The organism is Thalassobacillus sp. C254 (genome assembly GCF_001310615.1).
Genome location: NZ_BAXQ01000048.1, coordinates 1 through 5555, shown reverse-complemented (window position 1 = coordinate 5555; position 5555 = coordinate 1). Strand labels below are relative to the sequence as shown.

8 protein-coding genes are annotated in these 5555 nt (G+C 44.1%); 6 read left to right on the top strand and 2 right to left on the bottom strand.

Annotated elements, in window-relative coordinates:
* The 4 genes from JCM19033_RS21355 to JCM19033_RS21340 all read left to right on the top strand — a co-directional run.
* The coding region (locus JCM19033_RS21355; RefSeq protein WP_054637848.1) for a DctP family TRAP transporter solute-binding subunit at window positions 1-824 on the top strand (824 nt) is incomplete at its 5' end.
* Between the two features lie 86 nt (window positions 825-910).
* Complete coding sequence (locus JCM19033_RS21350) at window positions 911-1366, top strand: TRAP transporter small permease (RefSeq protein ID WP_054637847.1); 456 nt, start codon at window positions 911-913, stop codon at window positions 1364-1366.
* On the top strand, window positions 1363-2658 hold the full coding sequence (locus JCM19033_RS21345; protein ID WP_054637846.1) for a TRAP transporter large permease: 1296 nt from the start codon (window positions 1363-1365) through the stop codon (window positions 2656-2658). Before JCM19033_RS21350 ends, JCM19033_RS21345 begins: the two co-directional genes overlap by 4 nt.
* Before the next feature lie 18 nt (window positions 2659-2676).
* Complete coding sequence (locus tag JCM19033_RS21340; protein WP_054637845.1) at window positions 2677-3444, top strand: putative hydro-lyase; 768 nt, start codon at window positions 2677-2679, stop codon at window positions 3442-3444.
* 103 nt (window positions 3445-3547) lie between these two features.
* Here the strand turns inward: JCM19033_RS21340 and JCM19033_RS27795 are convergent, their stop codons facing one another.
* Window positions 3548-3760, bottom strand: a complete 213-nt coding sequence (locus JCM19033_RS27795; protein ID WP_306301432.1) for a cell wall hydrolase — start codon at window positions 3758-3760, stop codon at window positions 3548-3550.
* Complete coding sequence (locus JCM19033_RS21335; protein WP_306301431.1) at window positions 3679-4176, bottom strand: peptidoglycan-binding protein; 498 nt, start codon at window positions 4174-4176, stop codon at window positions 3679-3681. Before JCM19033_RS21335 ends, JCM19033_RS27795 begins: the two co-directional genes overlap by 82 nt.
* A 249-nt stretch (window positions 4177-4425) precedes the next feature.
* Here JCM19033_RS21335 and JCM19033_RS22890 point away from each other — a divergent pair, with 249 nt between their 5' ends.
* On the top strand, window positions 4426-4587 hold the full coding sequence (locus JCM19033_RS22890; protein WP_083465643.1) for an aspartyl-phosphate phosphatase Spo0E family protein: 162 nt from the start codon (window positions 4426-4428) through the stop codon (window positions 4585-4587).
* 574 nt (window positions 4588-5161) lie between these two features.
* A partial coding sequence (locus JCM19033_RS23945) for a hypothetical protein (protein WP_198153622.1) occupies window positions 5162-5555 on the top strand: 394 nt, incomplete at its 3' end.

Sequence of the window (5555 nt, the reverse complement as noted above, 5' to 3'; positions counted from 1 at the left end):
AAAAAACTGATGGAAGCGTAGAGATTGATATTCATGGCAACGCCACACTTGGCAGTGAAGCGGAAGTTGTAGAGCAGATTCTTGACGGTACCATTGATATGACAACCGTTGCGGCTGACAGCAGCTTTGCAAATACTGTCCCGGAAATGAACCTGTTTGGTATTCCATACATCTTTGAAGATATTGACCACGTCTATGAAACTCTTGACGGTGACATTGGGCAAGAACTCCTTGAAACGGTAAATGAAAAAAATATGGTTGGTCTTGGCTACTGGGAAGTGGGAGAGCGTCATGTGTCAAATAATGAGCGTGAAATTGCCCACCCTGACGACATGGAAGGACTAAGCATACGCGTACAGCCTTCTGCTGTTTGGGAAGCACATATGCAAGCCTTAGGAGCAAGCCCGACACCAGTAGATTTTAATGAATTGTATTCAGCCTTGGATCAGGGTGTGGTTGACGGCCAGGAAAATCCTCTTCCAACTATTGATTCTATGAACTTCTATGAGGTTCAGGATTATGTATCTTTAACTGCTCACACGTATTCTCCGGCTATTGTAGTTATGAGCAATAATGCCCAGGATAACCTTAGTGACGAGCAATTTGCAGCGGTTCAGGAAGCAGTAGATGAAACAACGGAATTCCACCGTGAACACCTTGGCGAGCTTGAAGAAGAAATTCTTGAGCATTTGGCAAATGAAGGTGTAACCATTACGGAAGACCCTGACCGTGACGCGTTCCAGGAAGCCACTTCTGAAGTAAGAGATGTACTTGAGGATCAAGTGCCAAGTTCCCTAGTAGACCGCGTTCTTGAAAGAGAATAGTAGAAAAGTGAAGGGTGTCTTAGCTGGTGTATGGCACCAGCTGGGGCACCTGCTTTTATTGTAAAAGATCCCAAGGGGAGGTCTATATGGCTAAAATTGATTACATCTTAGGGAAAGTGATGGAAGGGCTCCTGTTTTTAGGCTTGTTCCTGACCGCAGCGGTGACACTTCTTCAGGTCGTCTTTCGGTATGTCCTTGGCCAATCATTGGCCTGGTCTCAGGAATTCGTTTTGATCTGCTTTGTTTATACCGTCCTCTTTGGGGCGGTGCTTGGGATTAAAAATAGTGAGCATTTGCAGGTAGACCTTCTTGACAAAGCCCCTGAACCGATAAGGAAAATTTCAGTAATTTTAGAGTTTCTCATTGTTTTTGCATTGATAGCCGTCCTTGTTTATTACGGTTTTCAGCTCTTTTTAAATAATTTGCAGTCGGGGCAGATTGTCGGGATTCTTCCAGTGCCGGTCGCTTATGTGTACCTGGCTATTCCGGTAAGCGGATTATTTATGCTCTACTTCCAAGTTAGGAAGGTGATGAAGAAATGATCTGGCTTATTCCACTTTTATTTGTACTTATTTTACTACGAATCCCGATAGCCTTTGCTCTTGGCTTCGTATCTATGCTGGGCATTTTTCTAACCGATCCCGGTTTATTGATTAACGTGCCTCGAAGGATTTATAACGGAATTGAAAGCTTTACGTTAATTGCTGTTCCCTTGTTTATTCTTGCTGGAGAAATCATGACAAAGGGCGGTATTTCGAACCGTTTAATTCGTTTTTCCCAAATGATTGTCGGCTTTATGCCCGGGGGACTGGCGATGGTCATTGTCGTGGCAAGCATGTTCTTTTCAGCACTGACCGGAACAGCGATTGCAGCGGCGGCTGCCATCGGGGGGATGATGATTCCTGCTATGACTAAGCAAGGCTATGATCCTCGTTTTTCCTCAAGCCTTGTTGCCACATCATCTACAATCGGACCAATTATCCCTCCTAGTATCGTGTTGATTTTGTTTGGGGTAATGGCAAGTGTATCCATAAGTGATTTGTTTGTGGCGGGGGTTGTTCCTGGTATCTTAATGGGGATTGGCCTGATGGCGTACTGCTTTGTGATCGGCTTAAAAACCAAGGATAAAACAAGGTCCCCTTTTCCAAGTGCAAAGGAGTTTCTCTTTGGATTAAAAGACGCTGTGCTTGCTTTGATCATGCCCATTATTATCCTTGGGGGAATAATTTCAGGTATTTTTACAGCTACTGAATCAGGGGTTATTGCTGTAGCTTACGCGCTGATCATCGGGCTCTTTGTATACAGGGATTTAAAGCCAAAGGATCTTATTCCTGTGTTTATTGATTCAGGAAAAACCACAGCCTATATTATTTTCTTAATTGGTAATGCCTCTTTATTTATCTGGCTGTTATCCTACCATTCAATTCCGCAGCAAATGGTAGATATGCTGGGACCGGTTGCTGAAAATCCGTTTTTGCTACTGCTATTGATCAATGTGATCTTGTTAATTGCCGGTACATTTATTGATACAATCAGTGCCGTGTCTATTTTTACACCGCTGTTTTTGCCTCTTGCCTTAGCAGCAGGAATTGACCCTGTACATTTTGGTATTATCCTGGCAGTCAACCTGACCATTGGTATGGTGACACCTCCTTTAGGAGTGGCTTTATTTGTTACGGCACGGATCGCCAATATCAAGGTTCCGGAAATGTTTAGATATCTGATCCCTCAGATCGCTATTTTGCTTTTTGTACTGGTTATTGTTACGTATATTCCAGATCTCATCATGTTCTTCCCTGACAACTACGAGCAATGGTTTGGGACAGTTGATTAATATGAAGGAGATGAAGGTATGAATACACCAGCAGAGGTTCGCGAGCAAATTCGAGCTGGAAAATGGAATAAACCAACAACAGGATTCAATTTTGAAACCCTGCAGGCAAATATGGTGATTCTTCCCGTGCAATATGCAGGAGCTTTTAAAGAATATACAAGAAGTAACCCGAAGTCGTGTCCGGTCCTCGAAGTGATACATCCTGGTTCTTACGTTTCAGAGCTGGCTGACGGGTCTGATATACGAAAGGACGTTCCCAAGTACCGGATTTACAGGCAAGGAGAGTTGGTAGAGCAGGCAGAGGATGTAACAGAGATTTGGCAGAACGATTTTGTCACCTTTCTCATTGGCTGCAGCTTCACGTTTGAAAATGCATTGATCGACAGTGGGATCAGGCTGCGTCATATTGAGGAGAAGAAGAATGTAGCCATGTACCGTACGAATATTGAGACGGTGGAAGCGGGCCCGTTCCATGGCCCCATGGTCGTATCCATGCGCCCTGTTCCCCAAGAACAAGCAAAGCTGGCAGCCGAGATTACAGAAAAATTTCCCCGGACTCATGGCGGTCCGGTCCATATTGGGGACCCAAGGGAGATTGGAATTCAGAATTTAGCCAAGCCTGACTACGGGGAAGCGATTGAACTGAAAGAAGGCGAAGTTCCTGTGTTTTGGGCTTGCGGAGTGACCCCTCAGGAAGCGGTTCTCCGCGCAAAGCTTCCTATTGCGATTACTCATGAACCTGGCCATATGTTTGTTATGGATAAAACATACAATGAATTAGACTGAGCTGGGCTGGTAATAGGGAAATGTGTGCGGACAGCAACGCTAATTAAATAGTTTACACCTTAAAAAAACCTGTCTCACATGATGAGACAGGTCTTCTTTGTTTTTAGTTGGCAAATAAATGCTTACCGATCGTATGGCTCGGTGTTCGAGTTAGAATCCACTCGGATGTAGCGATGGCCGGGTTGTAATAATATGTAGCTCCTTTTGAAGGATCCCAGCCTTGATAAGCGTCTCTTACAGCCTGGTAAGATGTGCTGTCGGGGGTGAGTGCGTATTGTCCATCATGAACCGCAGTAAATGCGTTCCTCTGATGAATGACTCCTTCGACCGAATTTGGAAATTCAGAGGAATGGAGCGGTTTTTCACGACCGCAGCGACTGCAACCTGGCCTTTATAAGGCTCCCCGCGTGCTTCACCATGAACGACTCTTGCCATTTGTTTGACCTCTTTCAGCTTGTGGAGAGTACCCGGGCCGGCTATCCCGTCTACACCGAGAGAGAACTCAGCCTGGAATTGACGGACCGCTTCTTCTGTTGCCGGGCCGTAATATCCAGTTGGAGCAGTATGTAGGTAATCAAGCTGTACCAGCTGCTGCTGCAGATCGGTGACGGCAGGACCTTCAGACCCATTTTGCAGGACTGAATGGGCTTCTGCATGTTCAGTCATGGTAGTAAGAAGTAGGAAAGTAAGTGCAAATAAAAAACTGTAAACTATAGTGAACCTTTTCTTCATACGTAGCCTCCTTTCTCTTTTACTAAACCCTTTCGAAAGCAAGTTAAAACTAGAAATTGAGAGATTGAGACAATAGGCTTAGTTATCAAAGAGAAATGGTACCAATACTGGCGTCGATGGGAGTGAGTTGTTTCAATTTTATTACAATTAATTGGAAAATATAGTAATTTGGTCGTAGGCTTGTATACTAGTGTTAGGACATCAGATGACAGAAAAGATAGAGGGAGAGTATAAAAAGGGGAGTGGAAAATGAATGCCTATTGTAGGAAAGTCTTACTGGAAGAAAGAATCAAATGGAATAAAAGAAGAATGCACATCGTAGCGAAAAGGCACGGATTAAGCAGCATGAAAACAGTGAAATGCAGCCAGAAACTAGACATCTTACTTAACCACTACCAAAAAATCCAATAAAGGTGCCTCTATGCTAGGGTGCCTGGCACCCTGGCATGGCGAAAAAGGAAGAATCCATTAGTACCAGGGGTGGCAGCGTGTTTCATGTTACAGAGATGTTACATTCTGTAGGGGTGCCAGGCACCGTTTAAAGGCAGTTAAGGAAGAAACCATTAGTGCCAGGGGTTACAGCGTATTACGTGTTACAGGGATGTTACATACTGCGGTGGTGCCAGGCACCATTAACGGCACCGTTTACCATAGTTTTTCATATTTTTCCGTTATTGTACGTTTATCTCACATAACTGCTGGGAAACACACATAATGAAACATCAAGTTTCAATCATTTAGCCTACTACTATACTGGAGGTGAGGGTAGTTTAAAGGAAGTGTAAAGAGCAAAGAAGCTAAAAAAGAGAACTGCTTTACAATGTTTACTAAATGTTAAAGAAATGCTCCCTTTATACTAACTTCGACTTCTATCTAAAATACAATCTGCCAGACATTTTACCAAAGCAATGGCTCAAACTACTTTTCCTGACGACTCCGTACAACTTGTTTGTATTTAGGGGAAAATTATAGGAGGGTATTTGAAATGAGCAATAACAGAATTGATTACAGACAAAAGATGGAACGAAACAGAAAAAGGTCACATAAAAAGACTGTCAGTGTACTAGCCGCTGCCTCTATTATTGCGCTACCAATGAGTGCAGGCGCAGCTGATGCAGAAGATGATGATAGTTTACTAGCGTTCGGACCTGATGTGGCAGAAGCTCAAGATGATGCTGAAGAAGAAGGCACTGACTTAGATGCAGATGCAGATGAGGACGACGATGACGACGATGACGATGATGACGACGATGACGACGATGACGATGATGACGACGATGATGTAGTGGACGACGACGATGACGACGATGACGACGATGACGATGATGATGATGTAGTGGACGACGACGATGACGACGATGATGATGTAGTGGACGACG